General features: G+C 47.4%; 13 protein-coding genes. 11 read left to right on the top strand and 2 right to left on the bottom strand.

All coding sequences use genetic code 11. The features are described from left to right. Positions 1 to 83: 83 nt before the first annotated feature. A complete protein-coding gene (locus AC0YN0_RS27345; protein ID WP_475824119.1) occupies positions 84 to 1,310 on the bottom strand; it encodes a peptidase in 1,227 nt (408 codons plus the stop codon). Between the two features lie 187 nt (positions 1,311 to 1,497). On the opposite strand from AC0YN0_RS27345, the gene AC0YN0_RS27340 reads away from it, so the two are divergent. The 9 genes from AC0YN0_RS27340 to AC0YN0_RS27300 all read left to right on the top strand — a co-directional run bounded on the left by AC0YN0_RS27340 (position 1,498) and on the right by AC0YN0_RS27300 (position 12,039). After that, positions 1,498 to 2,664 carry a S1C family serine protease gene (locus tag AC0YN0_RS27340; RefSeq protein WP_475824118.1) on the top strand — a complete coding sequence of 389 codons (1,167 nt, stop codon included), beginning with the start codon at positions 1,498 to 1,500 and terminating at the stop codon, positions 2,662 to 2,664. A gap of 186 nt (positions 2,665 to 2,850) precedes the next feature. Further along, positions 2,851 to 3,774: an EamA family transporter gene (locus AC0YN0_RS27335; protein ID WP_475824117.1), complete on the top strand. Its 924-nt coding sequence runs from the start codon at positions 2,851 to 2,853 to the stop codon at positions 3,772 to 3,774. Positions 3,775 to 3,785: 11 nt separating this feature from the next. Further along, positions 3,786 to 4,343: an RNA polymerase sigma factor SigW gene (sigW, locus tag AC0YN0_RS27330; RefSeq protein ID WP_442051345.1), complete on the top strand. Its 558-nt coding sequence runs from the start codon at positions 3,786 to 3,788 to the stop codon at positions 4,341 to 4,343. A gap of 229 nt (positions 4,344 to 4,572) precedes the next feature. Continuing rightward, positions 4,573 to 5,211 (top strand): anti-sigma factor family protein, encoded by a 639-nt coding sequence (locus tag AC0YN0_RS27325; protein WP_475824116.1) that lies wholly within the window; start codon positions 4,573 to 4,575, stop codon positions 5,209 to 5,211. A 207-nt stretch (positions 5,212 to 5,418) separates the two neighbouring features. Next, the gene (gene cdaA / locus AC0YN0_RS27320) at positions 5,419 to 6,267 is read left to right on the top strand and encodes a diadenylate cyclase CdaA (RefSeq protein WP_475824115.1); all 849 of its coding nucleotides are present in this window, start codon (positions 5,419 to 5,421) and stop codon (positions 6,265 to 6,267) included. Beyond that, complete coding sequence (locus AC0YN0_RS27315) at positions 6,260 to 7,657, top strand: CdaR family protein (RefSeq protein ID WP_475824114.1); 1,398 nt, start codon at positions 6,260 to 6,262, stop codon at positions 7,655 to 7,657. Before cdaA ends, AC0YN0_RS27315 begins: the two co-directional genes overlap by 8 nt. A gap of 62 nt (positions 7,658 to 7,719) precedes the next feature. Then, positions 7,720 to 9,060 carry a phosphoglucosamine mutase gene (gene glmM, locus AC0YN0_RS27310; RefSeq protein ID WP_475824113.1) on the top strand — a complete coding sequence of 447 codons (1,341 nt, stop codon included), beginning with the start codon at positions 7,720 to 7,722 and terminating at the stop codon, positions 9,058 to 9,060. 637 nt (positions 9,061 to 9,697) lie between these two features. Further along, entirely contained in the window at positions 9,698 to 11,530 is a 1,833-nt protein-coding gene (gene glmS / locus AC0YN0_RS27305; RefSeq protein WP_475824112.1) for a glutamine--fructose-6-phosphate transaminase (isomerizing), read from the top strand. A 176-nt stretch (positions 11,531 to 11,706) separates the two neighbouring features. Next, on the top strand, positions 11,707 to 12,039 hold the full coding sequence (locus AC0YN0_RS27300) for a helix-turn-helix domain-containing protein (RefSeq protein WP_475824111.1): 333 nt from the start codon (positions 11,707 to 11,709) through the stop codon (positions 12,037 to 12,039). A 216-nt stretch (positions 12,040 to 12,255) separates the two neighbouring features. Here AC0YN0_RS27300 and AC0YN0_RS27295 read toward each other — a convergent pair whose 3' ends face one another. Continuing rightward, positions 12,256 to 12,489, bottom strand: coding sequence for an IS3 family transposase (locus AC0YN0_RS27295; protein WP_475824110.1), 234 nt, complete (start codon positions 12,487 to 12,489; stop codon positions 12,256 to 12,258). On the opposite strand from AC0YN0_RS27295, the gene AC0YN0_RS27290 reads away from it, so the two are divergent. Beyond that, the gene (locus AC0YN0_RS27290) at positions 12,424 to 13,176 is read left to right on the top strand and encodes an SEC-C domain-containing protein (protein ID WP_475824109.1); all 753 of its coding nucleotides are present in this window, start codon (positions 12,424 to 12,426) and stop codon (positions 13,174 to 13,176) included. The two genes, AC0YN0_RS27295 and AC0YN0_RS27290, sit on opposite strands and share 66 nt — an antisense overlap. A gap of 2,443 nt (positions 13,177 to 15,619) precedes the next feature. Further along, positions 15,620 to 16,549 (top strand): AlbA family DNA-binding domain-containing protein, encoded by a 930-nt coding sequence (locus AC0YN0_RS27285; protein ID WP_475824108.1) that lies wholly within the window; start codon positions 15,620 to 15,622, stop codon positions 16,547 to 16,549. The last annotated feature ends 20 nt before the right edge of the window (positions 16,550 to 16,569 follow it).

Below are 16,569 nucleotides of genomic sequence, written 5' to 3'. Positions count from 1 at the left end.
CATATAAGAAGAGGCGGCACAGGACATTACATCCTGTACCGCCTCTTTTGTTGTGTATCCAGATAATATCTAACGATTCATTATTATTCTGCTTCATCTACAGCGATGTCGCTCGTCACAATGACAAGCTCCGCATTCGTCATGCCTGGAAGGGAGGCCGTCATCTCTGCCGCATGGTAAGCGACGATTTTGCTGCCTGCAATAAGGCCTGTGTCGATGCCGACAGGGTAGATCACTCTCGTAGCTTCGCTAATATTCAGGATAATATCGTTAGCTGTAGAATCATCGGAACCTACATTCACGTATACTTGATCTTTGCCTACACGATCGGATGCCGCGATTGTTCCCTCTACTTTATGCGTTTGAGCTGCCTTCACGACAAGCTTGTCGGCATGAGTCTGAGCAGGGTAGATCATCGTCATCACTTCGCCGTAATACGCCTCTACGCGCACATCCTGCTTGAGCGCGTCAGCCGTCAGCTTCTCGCCCTTCTCGTTCACGATCTCCGTCTGTTCGTCGACTGTCAGAATGACATAATTGACGCCGCCTTGCTCCAGCGGATTACCCATCACCGTCACTTGCTTGCCTGTAATATTCGTAATGATGCCATCCGTACCGGGAGGTGTCTGCTCCTCGATCACGGTGTTCACTACGACGTATTTGGTCGTTGATTGCGGTGGAATGCTCTTCGTCATTGCTGGGCCATAGATGGATTTGACCGACATGCCGGGCTGGATCACGTCTGCCTTAATCGCCTGTCCGTTCTGATCGAAGATTTGGACATTGTCTGCAAAATGAAGCACAACCGTTTCTTCGGATGCCGAGTACATATTGGTTCCCGTTACGACAATGCCGTTATCTCTCACTTCGCCAACCGTTCCTTCGATACCGGTGAAGCTGCTGTCTTGAACGACAAGCGTCAATGCCGTTCCGCGAGCGGGAAGGCTCTTCGTAATATTAGGGCCGTAGAACGCCTTAACGACCATTTTATTATCGATGATCGTTTTTAGAGCCACGGTCTTGCCTTTAGCATTATAAATTTTCGTATCTTTCGTAATGTTAAGGATCATTTCACTCTGGTCGTTAATCGCGAGACCGCGACCTTTGACCGTGATGAATTTACCTGAAGCGTCGTTGACGAAGTCCGTGATTTGGCCCCAAACGGCCGGTACGACATTGGCTTGATTCACGATCTGCCCTTGTCCCGTATGAATGGATGCCGGCGGGATATCCTGCGCGCTAGCAGTCAACGGTACGGCAGCAAGTGCCATAATGGATGCGGTTGCTAATACTTTGTACATTTTGTTCATCTGTCGTTCCTCCTGTTAGTAAGCGAGTATGTTACCTACTCATAGACGAGGGAATGATTGGAATGTTGCATGTTGTCTTTGAAAATCATTTTCTTATGTTCAATTATAATCTGCTTAAGTTTGATTTAAGGTGCGTCCTGCATGATAGAAACATAGCAAAGAGAACAAACGCAGGAGGATGATAAACATGAACGAACAGGACAAATATACTTCCCATAATGGAACAACGAATTCGAATATGCATTCACAGAACGAAGCAGGTACGAAGCCTAGCACGACCTATACTTACGATTCGCAGGCACAAGGACAGCGGAAGCCGTCGGAGCTGCAGGCTTCCTATGAGAAGGAGCTTGGAATCCATATGGACCTTATGAACATGGGCGGCAGTAATCGCTCGAAGCGCAGCAGCCGGAATTCGACCCGAACGATGCTGGCATCATTCCTTATCGGCGCCATGGTCGTTGGCGGATTCGCATATGCAGCCGATCGAAACAACTTGTTCAGCGGCGGCAGCACGGGGGCCGGCACGGGAACAACTTCTATCGCAAGCGGCGCAGCTCAGCAGGATGCGGGGCTTACGACGGCATCGCTAGGGACGAACGCTACCGTAGCGCAAATCTACGAGGCGACCAGCCCTGCTGTCGTGAAGATCGAAACCTATACCGAGCCAAGCAGGCAAAGCACGATGATGGACGACCCTCTGTTCCGCCAGTTTTTCGGCGGAGGGGGAAGAGGCGGTCAAAGTCAGCAGGAGCAGCAGCAAGAGCAAGAGCAGCAGCCGTCCGATGAGCAGAGCAGCAGCGAGCTCGAGCTTAGCGGCTCGGGTACAGGATTCTTTTTCGAATCGGACGGTTATATTCTGACCAATGAGCATGTCGTGTCCGGAGCGAAGGAAGTGAAGGTTACCGTTCAAGGTTATGACGAACCGCTTACGGCGCAAGTAATGGGTACAAGCTATGAGCTGGATCTTGCCGTGCTGAAAGTGACAAGCCCGGACGGCAAGGCATTCCCGTCGCTTGAGCTTGGCAACTCCGACGAGACGCGGATCGGCGACTGGGTTATCGCCATCGGCAACCCGTACGGCTTCGATCAGACGATGACGATGGGCGTGCTTAGCGCGAAGGAGCGTCCGATTACGATTGCGGATGAGCAGGGCGATCACGAGTACGAGCATCTGCTGCAGACGGACGCATCGATCAATCCGGGCAACTCCGGCGGACCGCTGCTTAACGAGAAAGGCGAAGTAATCGGCATTAATACGGCGGTTAACGCTGAGGCGCAAGGCATTGGCTTCGCAATTCCGACGACTACCATATTGAACGTACTGGATCAATTGAAGACGAATACGCTATAAGCACAGCGGGCAATTCTATAGAGAGCAGCTGTCAGGAACGTAATGATCCTGGCTGCTGCTTGTTTTATTTGTAGGTTGTAGGTCAAGCATAATTCTCCAATCCCCGACCTAGGTCGATTGCCGAGCTATTCTATAACGTTTATAATAATCAGAATGATTGGCAAGCAGGTGCAGGAGGAACGAAGGGTGAAGCAGTCATCATCATATTGGTTTTCCGTTATTATCGTATTAATCGGCGCTGCTTGCTACGGCATATTATCGCCAATCGTCAAGCTTGCTTATGAAGCGGGCTTCAGCTTCGAACAAATAACGGTGCACCAAATCGGCATAAGCGTTGTCCTGCTATGGCTGCTCGTGCTGCTTCGTCCGAAACGGTGGCGGAACCCTTTTCGCAGAGGAAAGTGGCTGATGCTGGCTATCGTCGGCATATTCGGCTTATGCCTCACTACGGTGTTTTATAATATGGCTCTACAGCGGCTGGAAGCATCTTTCTCAATTGTCTTGCTTTTTCAGTTCATGTGGATTACGATTTTGCTAGAATGTATACGCGTTCGAAGGTTTCCGAGGAAGCTGGAGCTGGCGGCGATTGCTGTCGCAATGGCGGGCACTTTGCTCGCGGCAGGCTTGTTCGAGGAAGCGGGTCTTGCACGGATCGATATCATCGGAGTAGGCTACGGCTTAGCCTCCGCTGTTACGTATAGTTTGTTTCTGTTCCTGACGGGACTGATCGAGACCGATCATGATCCGGTCATGAAGTCCGCAATGATGATGTCTTTTGGCTTCATAGTCATCGCTCTGCTCTACGGAGCAGGGGCATGGGCCGGCGATGCGGAATGGGAAATGCTCGGATGGGGAACGGCGCTCGCGCTGCTTGGCAGTGTGATGCCGGCGATCTGCTTTAATGCAGGCATTCCGAAGATCGGAAGCGGGCTAGCCTCGCTGCTCGGAGCAATGGAGTTGCCGGTCGCCGTAGTGAGCGCATGGCTCATTATTAATGAGAAATTAAGCACAGGCCAAATAATTGGCATCATCCTTATATTGATTGGGATCGCCATCGCCGAGCAATCAGCAAGGCGAGCGGTTGTACGCACGGAACGTCTGGAGGAGTAAAGGTGAATGTAATGGAGGCACGCTTGGCGCGCCTGTCGCTGAAAGGCGACCAGGGAGCGTTCGCCGAGCTTGTGAGCCTGTATCAGGATAAGCTGTTTCATATGGCATACCGAATGCTGAACAATCGTCAGGAGTCGGAGGACGTTGTTCAGGATACGTTTCTTCGCGTATACAAAAACTTGGACAGGTACGACGAGACTTTGAAATTTTCTACGTGGATATATAGAATAGCTACTAATTTATGCATCGATCGGTTAAGGAAGCGGAAGCCGGTTTATTCGCTCGATGCGGAATCTTCGGAGCACGAGGGACTCGACGGCTACTCGATGATTCCAAGCGATGACCGGACACCGGAGACGGAGATGTTGCTATCGGACACGCAGCGCATCATCCATCAAGCGATCGAGACGCTACCACCGAAGTACAAGACGGTTATGACGCTCCGGTACATGCAGGATTTGTCCTTGCAGGAAATTGGCGATATTATGGATATGCCGGTTACTACGATTAAGACGCGCGTTCACCGCGGCCGGGAATTTCTGCGCAAGAAGCTGGAGCACAAGCTGTAGGCTTCGTCACGGGCATTTGCCTATGGAAAAAAAAGCAGCATAAAAAAGTGAAACATCCTGTGATTCGCAACGTATCCTATAGCAAGCTTAAACGAGCCATGCCGATGATAGATGATCGTGGCTGTTTTTTCATGACATAATAACGACGTTAGCTGTTTACACTTGACGTTTTTTTCACTCATCAATTACGAACTACTGCGGAAGCAATGGAAAGAAAGGACTGGCTGCTATGAATTGCAACGTCGCCATCGTATGGATGCATGACTATTTGGACGGCGAGCTGCCGCGTGAAGATATTACAGAGCTGAAGAAGCATTTGCTTTCATGTCCTGCTTGCCGTAGCCGCTTTGAGCAATTGGAGAACACGGAATCAGCAGCATTCCACTCTCTGCCTTTGGCAGCGCCGCAAACCGGTTACGACAAGCAAGCCTCTGAGCAATTAACGAACAAAATTATGCAGCAGCTCCCGTTAAAGAAAGCGAAGACACGGAACGGTTTCGTTCGGTTTATTTACCGATATCCTGGTGTTACGGCTGCAGCCGTATTTCTGCTCGTCATGCTTGGCAGCTTCTTCACATTGTGGGAGGAAGATACGAAGCTGGTCGTTGCGGGTGAGGACCTTCAATCTGTTATAATAGAAGGAAATACCGTAATCGTCCCGGAAGGCGCACATCTAACTGGCAATCTGACCGTGGAGAACGGGCGGGCTGAGGTGCTTGGCGAGATCGACGGAAACGTGACGGTCATCGACGGGACGCTGAACCTCGCATCGACGGGGCATATTGCAGGGCAGAGCCGCACAATCGATCAGGCGCTTGATTGGTTCTGGTTCAAGGTAACGCAGACGTTTGGCGGAATCGCCGATTAAAGCGTCATACCTCCCTCGTGCAGGGAGGTATTTTTGTGTACCGTATCCGTGCAAAGTAAACTTTTATCAAAATAAAGGATTTCCAATCCCAATTATAGAAAATAATAAAGTTGAATTCCGATCATAATCGATAGGAAGCCGAAGCGTAAGGCATAGTATCGGATCAGGTTGTGAAAAACAAGGTTATCGGCTGTTGGGGGTTGGCATATGAGCTATTTCTCGGATTTAACTTGGCATGATTGGTTGAAGGACATCATCGATGTTGGCATAGTCAGCTATATTATTTATAAAATGATTTTGCTCGTTCGCGGCACAAGGGCTGTGCAATTGCTTAAGGGGATCTTCGTCCTGGTCGGTACTTGGGCGATTAGCACCTGGTTCAATTTGTACACCCTCAAGTGGCTGATGAATCAGATGTTCACGTTCGGGGTCGTTTCGGTGCTTATTATATTCCAGCCGGAATTGCGCCGGGTGCTTGAGCAGCTCGGACGGGGCAAGCTGTTCTCGCGGACGTATTCTTTGGAGCGGGATGCCGTAAGCGAGCAGGTGGACGGCGTCATCAAAGCGGTTCAGCATATGGCCAGCCGCAAGATCGGCGCTTTGATCGTATTCGAGCGGAGCACGGGCGTGAGCGAACTGATTGAATCCGGTATTCAGATGGAATCGCGGATTACTTCGGAGCTGCTCATTAATATTTTCACACCGAATGCGCCGCTGCATGACGGAGCGGTCATTATTCGCGGCAATCAGATTATGGCCGCAGGCTGTTATTTGCCGCTCTCCGAAAATCCGTTTATTAGCAAGGAGCTTGGAACGCGCCATCGCGCTGCCATCGGGGTAAGCGAAGTGAGCGATGCGATATCAGTCGTCGTCTCCGAGGAAACGGGACAAGTATCGTTGTCGTTGAACGGTATGATCGTGCGTGACATTAATGAGGAGTCGCTCATCTCGAAGCTGTTCGAGGAGCTGACGCCGAAGACAAGCCCGAAGAGCAAGGAGGGGTCGACTCTGTCGATCTCGTCGCTCTTCAAGCGGAAAGGAGGAGGCCGTGGATAAGTGGCTAAGTCATCCGACTGCAATGAAGATTTTATCGGTAGTGCTTGCTTTATTGTTATGGGCGGTCGTACATATCGATACCGATTCGTCGCCGCAGACCGTTACGTCGTCGATCGACACGAAGACGATTGAAGCGGCGAAGATTAACATTGAGGGACTCGATGAGGATAAGTTCGCCCTGACGGCAATGGAGCCGACCGTTGTGCGAATCGATGTGCAGGGTAAGCTCACCGATTTGCTGTCAGCTTCCTCCATTGATGATTATAAAGTAATAGTGGATGTGAAAGACGTAAAACCAGGCATACAGGAATTGCCCCTCGTTGTAAAATTACCTAAAGGTATTCAGCTCGTGGCGATGTCGCCGCGTACGGTAACGGTGCAATTAGAGGAAATCGTAACGAAAACGTTTGATCTGCAGGTCGTTGCGGAAGGTAAGCCTGCGGAAGGCTTTGTCGCTGGCGAGCCAGCCGCGGTAACGCTCTCGACGGAAGCTGCCGGACCAGGTATTGAGGTAACGCTGCCGAAGGACGATATGCAGCGCGTAGGAAGCGTCGTCGCGTCAGTCAATATTGAAGGCGCGGATAAGACGGTTACGGATAAAAAAGCGAAGGTCGTCGTTTACGATACGGACGGCTTGGAGATGACGAATGCCATTGTCGATCCAAGCACGGTCATGGTCGAGGTTAAGGTGACGCCGCCATTCAAGAAAGTGCCGCTGCAGGTTCGATATACAGGCACGCTTCCGGAGGGCGTCAGCATTGAATCGATTAAGCCGGAGATCGAAGAGGTTACCGTCTATGGCGATCAGAAAACGATCGATGCGCTGACGGTGTTCGACGGAGTCGTCTTCGACTTGTCGAAGGTGAAGGCATCGGGAACGTTCAAGGTGAAGACGCAGCTTATTGACGGCATTAAGTCCGTCGATCCGAGCGAGATTTCGATCAGCGTATTTGTCGATCCGACGGTAAAGCGGACCTTTACGGGCATGGCGATTAATATGGAGGGGCTTGCAGAAGGGCTGACGGCCGTCGTGCGAGCGCCTGTGTCGGGCAAATACGACTTAACGGTTAGCGGAGCGGAATCGATCCTCTCCAAGGTGGAAGCGAATCAGATTACGATTACGGCGAGTCTCGCGGGGCTTGGGCCTGGCGTGCATACGATTCCGCTAGATGTAGTTCTGCCTGCTTATGTGCAGACGGTAGCTGCGGACGGACAGCCGCTATCCGTGACCATTGAAATTGTGGATGATGGATCGGTTGGAGCAGGTACGGGGGTTGAGACGCCGCCGGATGAGACGGGTACGACACCTAGCGTTACGCCGTCCGCAACGCCTGACCCGGGAAGCGGGAACGGCAATGCCGGCGGGAATGCTGCGAATAGCAGCGAGTAGCTGGTGGGATTAATGAGGCTACAAGTAATCGATAACATGTTGAACAAAGGGGCAAAATGAGAATGGGGAAATATTTCGGAACTGACGGAGTACGCGGCGTTGCAAATAGAGAGTTGACGCCTGAGCTAGCCTATAAGATCGGCCGTTGCGGCGGCTATGTATTGACAAGAAAAGCGGAGAGCCCGGTCGTTGTGATCGGTCTTGATACGCGAATTTCCGGCCCTATGCTGGAATCCGCGCTTATTGCCGGCCTGCTGTCGATTGGCGCGAACGTCGTGCGTCTTGGCGTTGTATCCACGCCAGCAGTCGCTTATATTACGCGCGAGCTTAACGCAGATGCGGGCGTTATGATCTCCGCTTCGCATAATCCGGTCGAGGATAACGGCATCAAGTTCTTCGGCGGCGACGGCTTCAAGCTGTCGGATGACACGGAGCTTGAGATCGAAGCGCTTATCGATGCGGAAGTCGATGAATTGCCGCGTCCAGAGGGTGGCGAGATTGGCGCCGTATCGATCTATGACGGAGCGAAGCAGCAGTACTTGGATTATTTGAAAACAACGATCAAAGGTGATTTCATCGGCCTGAAGATCGTTCTTGATTGTGCGAACGGCGCAGCATACGAGCTTGCTCCGACTGTGTTCCGCGAGCTTGGCGCGGACATAATTACCGTAGGCGCGGAGCCAGACGGCCTTAACATTAATGCGGGCGTCGGTTCGACGCATCCGGAATATCTGCGCGAGGAAGTGCTGAAGCACGGCGCGCATCTCGGCCTTTCCTTCGACGGCGACGCTGATCGCTTGATCGCGATCGACGAGAAGGGCGAGGAAGTCGACGGCGACTTCATTCTGTGCATCATCGGCGATGCGATGAAGCGTGCGGGCAAGCTGAACCATGATACCGTCGTAACAACGGTAATGGCGAATATCGGCTTTTTCAAAGGTACAGAGAATATCGGTTTGAAAACGGCTCAGACTTCGGTCGGCGACCGTTATGTCATGGAAGAAATGCGTCGCGGCGGCTACAACCTCGGCGGCGAGCAATCCGGCCATGTCATCTTCCTCGATTATATTACGACGGGAGACGGCATCCTGACTGCTCTGCAGCTGGTCGACACGCTTGCTGCATCGGGCAAGAAGCTAAGCGAACTCAAAGGACTTATGCGCAAGTTCCCGCAAGTGCTCGTCAACGTTCGCGTTGAAGACAAGAGCTTGTACCAAGGCAACGCTGCCATTGAGGAAGCTGTGAAGCAAGTTGAGAGCGAGCTTGGCGATAACGGCCGCGTACTTGTTCGTCCATCCGGTACGGAGTCGCTCATTCGCGTTATGGCGGAAGGTCCGGACAAGGATCAAGTTGAAGCTTATGTGGCTCAGATCGTGGACGTCGTTAAAAATGAGCTAGGTTAATGGTAAAGGCTGTTATTCTATGGAACGAACGGCCTGATCGGGTGTCTTTTCCATAGAGTTTTATAATTGGATCGAAGCTTTTTAGAGGACGGACCAGCTGGGTGGGTAACCCGGTTGGTCCGAGTTTTTGCAGGCGAATGCCCATTATGGACATGTAAATGTCATACTTGGTGGCTGGTAAGTTGTCCATTTTCAGAAAACAGGTTGCAGATTGTATCTAGATTGAATATGATAGGTAGTATGATTCAAGAAGGAAAGCGAGGATAGAGGTTAAATAAGCAAGATAAGCGCCAGAGCTTGCGCGATGGGACAGCGGCTGAATAGAGTCGTTATCCATGCGGAAAGCTGACGAGGTGAAGGTGTTCGAAACATTCGGCGGGGACCTTCCGGTACGACAAGCCAACCGAAAGCCGCAAATCAAAGAGACTGGGCGACCCGTCTTACAAAATTGCGGCAGGCTGATATTGATCCCGTATGTCCAAGATGCTGCCTGCGGGGCGAGCACGGGCAGAAGGGTTACATTTTAATGCAACATATGGGATTAATCTGTGACAACTTCATATTGTCTGTGCCGCACATTGGCAAGGCTGCATCCGGGTAAAGGCGGGAAATACACCTAACGGAGGCTTATTAAATTATGTGTGGAATTGTTGGATATATTGGTAAACGGGATTCGCAGGACATTTTGCTCGAAGGATTGAAGAAGCTGGAGTACCGCGGTTATGATTCCGCAGGTATCGCTGTCTTCACGAAAAACGGCTTGGAAATTACGAAATCCATCGGACGTTTGGCTAATCTTGAAGATAAGCTAAAAGGAGATCCACTGGAAGGTTCGGTAGGTATCGGCCATACACGTTGGGCAACGCATGGCAAACCATCTGACGTGAACTCGCATCCGCATACGGACAACTCGGCGAAGTTCTCCGTCGTGCATAACGGCATTATCGAAAATTATCTGGATTTGAAGGATGAGCTGGCTGCGAAAGGTCATGTATTCGTGTCGGAGACGGATACGGAAATCATCTCGCACTTGATCGCTGAAGAATACGACGGCAACATTGTCGAAGCGGTGCAACGCGCCGTGAAACGTATGCGCGGAGCTTACGCACTGGGCGTTTTGACAGAGTATGAGCCTGAGCGCTTGGTCGCTGTACGCTTTGCAAGCCCGCTTGTTATCGGCATCGGCGAAGGCGAGAACTTCATCGGTTCCGACATTCCGGCGATCCTCGAGCATACTCGCAACGTCTACATTTTGGACGACGGCGAAATGGCCGTGTTGACACGTAATGGTGTCGAACTGATGACGACAGAAGGCGAAACTATTTCCAAGGAAATATTTCATGTCGATTGGGATCTAGTAACGGCGGAGAAAGCCGGTTTCGATCACTTCATGCTCAAGGAAATTTACGAGCAGCCGAAGGCATACCGCGACACCATGCTTGGTCGTATTGCCGATGACAACAAATCGGTGTACTTGAAAGAACTAACAATGACAGAAGAATATATCAAATCGATTCGCAAAGTGCATATCGTAGCTTGCGGTACGGCGTACCACGCAGGTCTTGTCGGCAAAACGGTCATCGAGTCGCTAGCCCGCATTCCGGTAGAGAACGATGTCGCATCCGAGTATCGCTACCGTTCGCCAATTATTACCCCTGACACGCTTGTTGTCGTCGTAAGCCAATCCGGCGAAACAGCGGATACGCTCGCAGCATTGCGCGAAGCGAAGCGCAACGGCGCTCGTGTCCTGGCGATTACGAACGTAGTCGGCAGCTCGGTTGCCCGTGAAGCGGACGACGTGCTCGTAACTTGGGCTGGACCGGAAATCGCGGTCGCTTCGACGAAAGCTTACACTTCGCAATTGATCGCGTTCTACCTATTCGGCTTGCATCTTGCAGGCGTACTAGGAACGCAAGAGCAATCCGCTGTTGAAGAACTGATTGCAGGCTTGCATAAGCTTCCTGAGCAAGTGGAGAGCATCCTTGAGCAATCCAATGTGCTGAAGCAAGTGGCAGAGTCGATCTCGCACCACAAGAGCCTGTTCTTCATCGGCCGCGGCGTAGACTACGCTGTCGCGCAAGAAGGCTCGCTGAAGCTGAAAGAAATTTCGTACATTCACTCCGAAGCTTACGCGGCAGGCGAGCTGAAGCACGGCACGCTCGCGCTGATCGAGGACGGCATCCCGGTTATCGCGCTCGTTACGCAAGAAGCGCTGTATGAGAAAACGCTGAGCAATATCAAAGAAGTGAAAGCGCGCGGAGCGCATGTCCTCGGTATAGGCAACGCCGGCTTCGAAGCCGAAGCTGCAAAATCCGTCGACGAGCTGTTCACCATTCCAAAGACGCTGCCGGTTCTGACGCCAGCTCTGTCGGTCGTGCCGCTTCAATTGATTTCCTACTACGCTTCGCTAGCTTTGGGTCATGACGTTGATAAGCCGCGGAATTTGGCGAAGAGTGTGACGGTGGAGTAGAAATTTAAAACGAAATACTCACCTGTCCAGTTATAAAAATGTGTGGAACCAGTAAAAAAAGTCTGGAACCAATGTCAAAAGTGTGGAACCAGTGACAAAAGTGTGGAACCGATAGAACAGTCCCGATGATGCTTTGTTAGGTCATCGGGATTTTTTATAAAGAAGGAGATGTCTCAATGTTAGGAGAGCGAATTAGGGAGATTAGAAAGCTTAATCATCTGAACCAAATTGAGTTTTCCCAGCGTATTGGTGTTTCTCAAGGAACCCTCAGCGAGCTTGAACAGAACAAATACAATCCATCATTAGAGACTATACAGGCAATCATTAAGGTCTTTAATGTTAATGCATCATGGCTCTTATTCGGGAACGAAAGAAATGAAGTATTTACCGGGGCAGAAAGTAATCTTAATGCGGTAGAGAAAAGGTTAATCAACAACTTCAGGATGATGACATCTCAGAAACAGAAAGCGATACTGGATACAATTGATTCATTCAATGCTGATAACTAAATAGGATTATTGAGTTAAAGAAGACTGTAGTGTTTCCAGTAGCCAGTCTTTAGAATTTTCAATAAACAAGCGACGGTTTAGGACTTAATCTGTCCTTGACTGTCGCTGTTTCATTTTCTAGATTAGTCTATAATTATTATTTAATGTAATCTGACGGTGTAACAATTCGAAGGAAGAGGTAAGTGCTCTTCTGTCAATAGAGTGGACGCTCTTAAGTTAAGATTGCCGGTTGTAGAAGAACTCCAGGTAGCGATACAGCTTCTGTTGTGCTTCATCCTTGGTTTTAAATTTTGGTTTGCTGTAGATAAACTCGCGTTTCAAAATACTGTAAAAAGCCTCTATACAGGCATTGTCAAGAGTTTCTTTCAATAGGAGTGTGAAGGTATGAGCAAGATCAATAGAAATGATCCGTGTCACTGCAATAGCGGTAAGAAGTATAAAAGTTGTCATATGTTCTTAGAAAGTGAAACTTTCTTTGAGAAAATGAATTTAGAACAGCGGAATTATCAGAGGGATAGATATGTAAACCATTTAAAAGATATGATTCGTTTTATCCGGAAACAAAATGATACACTTGTAGGTTATCCCGATCGTGATAAATTCATTGATCAATTGGATGAAGCAGCGAGCCGTATAATTCAATATCCTGCGAATTTAAAAAGTTTTTATAAAGAAACCGAACAAAAATTCCATAAGGAGATATACACAAACATAGGAGAAATTAGGTATTTTTGGTCTGTCGATCAATTAGAACAACTTGTAAAAGAGTATGATATTCCTCAGACCACATTCCGCACTTCTGAATTAAGGAGTTCAATATCAGATTCGAACTTAAATAAAAAACATTTTAATCAAGCGCGGCAAAATACCCGACCAATTTACGTAATTGAATTCGAACATGAAAACGTTGATAAAGAAGTAGCTGACGGAAGCCATAGGGTAGCATCACGATACCATCTAAATATTGCTTCTGAAATTCAAGGTTATTTGATTCCATCAGAAATTCATATGAAGGCTATTGCGCTAGATTTTGTGAGAATTACTTATGCAATCAGATCCAATTACATTCGTGCTGAGAGATATAGCCAAGATAAAGATCCGATTAAGCAATTGCCACAATTTCTTCCTATGAATTGAGGGGTTACTGTATATATAATCGCGTTATCTTGGCTGAGAAGCCGGACATGGTTGAGAACATAGCGAAAGCACTAGAAGTTTAAACAAGGAGTTTTTAGGTGTAGTCAATCCTGCAGCTCAAATTAAGAAGCTACTAAATTCTGGGAAAACGGATAAGTTAATCAGTTTTAAAGGATCTAAAGGACTCTTTGATACCGTGCTCGGTTACTATCAATCCAATAACTGATATTCTTTTGTAAAGTAAATCATGAAAAAGCGTAGCGTCAAAGTTACGCTTTTTCTCGATTTATCATGGTCGTGTAGCCGCCGTTAATCGTGCAGCTTCGATATTGCTTACAACGTTAACACCGCGCTACTCGACTTAAGAATGGAACGAGCTTCGTGAGTACTTAATTCTTCTGAGAGGATTTTTTGGCATAAGGGATGTAACACTAGGCACAAGTACAAAGCTGGTTTAATTGACTTAGCCCTACCACTAATTGTATTGTTCGCCGTCTTAGCTGGCTGTACAGTTTTAATGAAGGGTATGTCCCTCGCTTGGTATTATCAGATATTGTTTTTAATCATCACGGGGACAATATTGATAAGAGGATTAACTCCTCTTGTCTTGGAATCCATCTCATATATAAGAGAGTTGCCTCGTCGTCGGTTTATTCAGTCCTTTTTACCAATCAAGGAGCCCATTGATTCGGACTTGAAGACATTCATTATTCTAGATCTCAAAGATTTCCTTAAAATGACCGAACAAATGAAGGGTGCAAACGCGAATAACTCTAAGCTTACAAATCAAAGGCGAAAGAAGATGTACGACTCACTTATTCCTTCTCTCCAAGAAGTGATTAATGAAATTGAAAAAGAGAAGCTAACGTCGCGGACCATAGCAATACTTAATTCTCACTATATACACCAATCGGGATTAAAAACTAAATCCTTAAAGGCGTGATTTACATTACTTTCCGTTACATTGAGTCGCAAATAAAACCGTAGTTCTAACATTGAATCTCAATAATTCGCATAACATGTAACGTGGCTTATATCGAGTATGTCCTAACCGGCACTGACTGGATATAATGTAAGAAGCCCAACCTTGTTAGGGGAGGGCTTTGACCCTTAGTGAATCACGGATGGCGGTCCGTCACTAAGCATTTTTATCTTCGGAAAAGACCTTTGATGCTTCTGTATCTCGGGTCTTTTCTATTTTCTTGATTTTCCGTTGAGCAATATGCTCCGATTTTACTCTTCGCATTGATAGTGCAAAATTCGTATATATCGTAATTGTTTTAAATGCATATGCTTGCTCTACTAACCACTTCGTTAATTCACTTAATATATCCAATAAGATCATTCCTTTTGTAGTATTAATTATTCGAGTAAATCGTTATGTAATTCGTTTAAACAAACATTAAGCATCACTCCCTTCAAATGAAACATTTCTCGCATTCATCTATCAAACTTCTTATTTATTAATATAATATGCTCACAATCGACAAACATGCATAACCTTGATTGTCTATACTTTTTTATTCTTATTACATTGTATGAACTATAAATTCAATTATGCATCTATTTTTTCACTTCGAGAAATAACCTCGTTATGCAATAGTTTCATACTGAAGATCACATAAATATCCTCCATGAATATATAGTAAAATCATTCTTTTTTTTAAGTCCCAGTTGTAAATAGTTTTAATATGTTTCCCCAGCTCGTTCAGTCGGAATGGCCAAGCGAACTACCGGCTCTAAAGCGGACAAACGGCAGTCCGCTAAGAGCTGGCTAGTTCCATCGGATGTCTTTTCCTCCTTTGCAATGAAGCAAAACCTCATGGATTAATAAAAGCCTGCCAAGTGACAACCTGGTAGGCTTTTTATTATGGCCATAATCAATAGCTCAAGATCTATTTACAAAAGAGAACGGCGAGAAGCTTCGCTTCCTTTGCCAAGTGACAAAAGGGAAAAGGTAGACAACCGGCTCACGCCAGTTGTCTGTTTTCTGTCGCCCACGGCGCCAGCGGAAGGGCAAGGCTTGGAAACAGATCCGTTGAGTTGTGATCCTTCTTGGACCTTCAAGCGAATTCGCGGCGAGATGTGGTGGTTATGCTGATGGAGCGAAGTTAGAGGATTCTTCCCTCGAGCTGGCGGGCTCGAAGCGGAGAGAAAAGCGTTACGATCGTGGATGGTAAGACCTCGCTGGTAATTGGGAGGAGAAGAATTCGAAAGGCGGTCGAGCTCGGTTCATTGTCGGGGTACAGCGATGGCCCATTCAAGCCATAGTGGTCATCCTGATTCTTCATTTGCTTTAAAAGATAAGAAAGCGAAATTTAGCTGTCTTATGATGTTCTTTGCTCGTATAATATCAGATAATTTTTGTTGTTAAAGTAGGATTTTATTGGAAAATGTCGAATGAGTTCAATGACTAAAGTTCGCTAGATGAGGTGTACTTTGCATGGATAGAATTTATGAATTGATCGAACATGGCTACGAGTGCGATTATTTGGATTTCAAAGATAAACAATACAATAAAGATAAGAGCATGGATCTGATCGGGGATATTATGGCCATGGCCAATTCCCGTCACGATGGAGATAAATTTATTATCATTGGCGTAAAGGACCGGCCAGAGGGAAAGGAAATCAGTGGAATATGCCCGGAAGAATTTATAGATTCGGCAAACTACAAACAAATAATACTAAGTAACGTTGAGCCTGAGGTACTGTTTGATTATTTTAAGTATGACTACAAGGGAAAAGTACTTGGGGTATTCAGGATATATAATTCAGAAAACAAACCTTTCATGCTTAGAAAGAAATATGAACGATTAAATGAAGGTTATTGCTTAATTCGTAAAGGAAGTATGAACGCCCCAGCAAGGCGAAGTGACTTTGATTATATGTATCTAAATAAAGGACAATTTGAAGTCAGATTCCTGGAGCAAATATTGCATGCTGTGCATGATTCTAAGGGCTGTGCGTCAATTGAGGTTGCAATATCAAATACAACAGAGTTGCCAATTACAATCATCTGGGGGACTCTAATTATAAGAAATATACAAGAAGTAGAATTGTCCAGACATCGTGTGTATGGATTAGATACATATGTAGGCGCAGACTTTAAGTTAACCTTGCTACCAAAATCAGAAGTAGTTGGGCACTTACTGGTTGGTTTTGAATCCTCAGATCCTTTTAGGCTGAATATTGATGAGCACGGTATATCTGATGACATGTACGATTTCGAGTTACTGTTTATGGATACGCGGGATAACAAGTATTCCGTGAAAATAAGCCAAGCGAGTGTTTTTGTTAACGGTGACTTTCTCTGGAAGGTGAAAGAGGAGAAGGGGATTAAGCATAAGTTTCGGACGCATCGAAGATCATAGAACAATTTTAAAGAGTTCAC

The organism is Paenibacillus sp. J22P218, from assembly GCF_056269195.1.
This window is presented reverse-complemented; position numbering and strand designations above follow the sequence as displayed.